The organism is Nitrosomonas nitrosa (assembly GCF_003051105.1).
Taxonomy (GTDB): Bacteria; Pseudomonadota; Gammaproteobacteria; order Burkholderiales; family Nitrosomonadaceae; genus Nitrosomonas; species Nitrosomonas nitrosa.
The window spans coordinates 1-2,482 of sequence record NZ_QAOO01000070.1; the positions used below are offsets into that span (position 1 = coordinate 1).

A 2,482-nucleotide genomic window follows, 5' to 3' on the forward strand; every position below is an offset into this window, starting at 1 on the left:
GTGCTTTGCGTCGGTGGCCGGTGGTAGACACGTAACAACGCACGCATTTTGAACGGCGCTTCCAACGGATGGCCTTGCCGGTCATACACTTTCTCCAGCCAGTCGACCTGCCAGGTTTCAGGTGACTGGGGAATGACGGAAATGATGTCAACACTCACCGTCTGGGTTTCCGCCCGCTTGAACGGGCTGTTGTCCGCATGACCGTTAAACCATTCATTCGCTTTGGCCGTTGCCGGGTCGTTGGTTCTGAGCATGGCGTAAGCCCGGAAAATGGCTTTGCGCTGCAAGGCAATATCCGGCGTCACCATTCTGACATCGTTTATGAAGGAGGCGAGCGAGGCATGCACCACACGCTGGTCAGCGACTGCCGCAACATCGGCACGAGACACCGCAATCGCTTCACCGAGGTTGTTGACCTGCACCACATACGGAATAAATTTCGATTGACTACCGATATAAATCATGCCGCCGACTCCGGCCAGTGCGATCATCAGGCACAGAATCGCGAGCATCTGCCACATGTTGCGTGACGATTGGATCGATCGCATATGATCGTTCCAGGTGCGGCGGGCGGAGAGATACGGATTCTCCGATTCACCCGCACGGCGACCGCTTTCGATGAAGGTCGATGCATCGATCTCATCCTCCTTGCGGACCGGTTCATCGGTCTTGCCGGTCAGACTGAAGCGGTGCTTTTTGATTTTAGCGGTTAGATCACTGAGGGTACTCATGCGGTCACTCCATCATTCGATAGTTTGAGTCCTTTCATCGCAAGCCACTGCTCAACCCAGCGATCGCCGTATTGGGCGCAGAGGTTTTTGATGGTGGCAATCGACTCCTTGTCGGTCGAGCCGACAAACGCGAGCGCCAGCGGCCCGAGCGCGAGTTCATACAACCGCCTGCCGTTCTCGGACACGGTGTAGTAGTGCTGTTTGGGAACGGCGGTTGCGAGGATTTCAATCTGGCGGGCATTCAAGCCCATACGCCGGTACAGCGCCGCAGCTTCTTCGTCGCGTGCAAAGACGTTGGGCAGGAAAATCTTGGTAGCGGTCGATTCGACAATGACATCCAGAATGCCGCTGTTGGCGGCATCCGACAAACTTTGGGTTGCCATCAATACCAGACAATTGTTTTTGCGCATGACTTTGAGCCATTCGCGGATCTTGGCACGGAATACCGGGTGACCGAGCATGAGCCACGCTTCATCCAGCAGGATGGCCGCAGGCTGGCCATGAAGACTGCGTTCAATTCTGCGAAATAGATACAGCAAGGTTGGCAATGCATACTTCTCACCGAGATTCATGAGCTCTTCGATCTCGAAGGTGGTAAAACTCGATAGCTGCAACCCGTCTTCTTCGGCATCGAGCAGGTGCCCCATCATGCCATCGATGGTGTATTGTTTGAGCGCTTCACGGATGGCTTCATCCTGGATCGTCACCAGAAAGTCGGACAGCGTGTGTGAACCGCTCTGATGCATGTTGGTAATGGCCAAGCTGATTTCGTTGCGCTGTTGGGGTGAGACGGCGATGCCGTTCAATTCCACCAGGGTACAAATCCATTCCAGCGCCCAGGCGCGATCACCTTTGGATTCAAGAAACTGTAACGGACAGAACGCCAATGCTTCATCATCACCGGCCACAGTAAAATGCTGTCCGCCAACCGCTTTGGTCAAGGGAAACATCGATAGGCCTTTGTCAAAGCAGTAAATCGACATTCCCTTGTAGCGGCGCAATTGCGCGGCAATCAGTGCCAGATGCGTGGACTTGCCCGCACCGGTCGGGCCGAACATGAAAGTGTGACCGAGATCGCGTACATGCAGGTTCAATCGGAATGGAGTTGCGCCCTGTGTGACGCAATGCATCAAGGGGGGTGAATTCGGTGGATACATCGGGCAGGGCGCTTGCGCTTTGCCGGTCCAGATGGTATTGACCGGCAGCAGATCGGCCAGATTCAGGGTATTGATCAATGGACGGCGTACATTCTCGACGCCATGACCCGGCAAACTGCCGAGATACGCTTCCATGGTATTGATGGTTTCGATGCGTGCAGTAAAACCCAAATGATTGACGGCTTTTTCCACTTTGCGTGCGGCTTCTTCCAAGGCGGTACGGTCTTCCATCATGAGGATCACTCCACTGGTATAGTAGCCTTGCGCGACAAGACCGCTATTGGTTTCGGCGATGGCTGATTGGGCGTCTTCGGTCATGTTCAATGCATCTTCATCGATATGACTGCTTTGCAGGTTGAATACCTGATCGAAGAAACCACGTATCTTCTGTCTCCACTTCTTGCGGTATTGATCCAAGTGCGCAACGGCTTCATGCGTATCCATGAAGATATAGCGCGATGACCAGCGGTAGACACCGGGCAGTTCCGAGAGGATATTCAGCATGCCGGGGGTTGATTCCAGTGGAAAACCTTCAATCGATACTGTTTGAATAAAATGGCGCCCGACTTTGGGCACCACACCGCCCCACATTTC

At 54.1% G+C, this 2,482-nt stretch carries 2 protein-coding genes; both read right to left on the minus strand.

All coding sequences use genetic code 11. The annotated features are described in order from the left end of the window. A partial coding sequence (locus C8R30_RS15550) for a VirB8/TrbF family protein (protein ID WP_107790552.1) occupies positions 1-731 on the minus strand: 731 nt, incomplete at its 3' end. Beyond that, positions 728-2,482: VirB4 family type IV secretion/conjugal transfer ATPase (locus C8R30_RS15555; protein WP_107790553.1), on the minus strand; the 1,755-nt coding region annotated here is incomplete at its 5' end. The genes C8R30_RS15550 and C8R30_RS15555, both read right to left, overlap by 4 nt.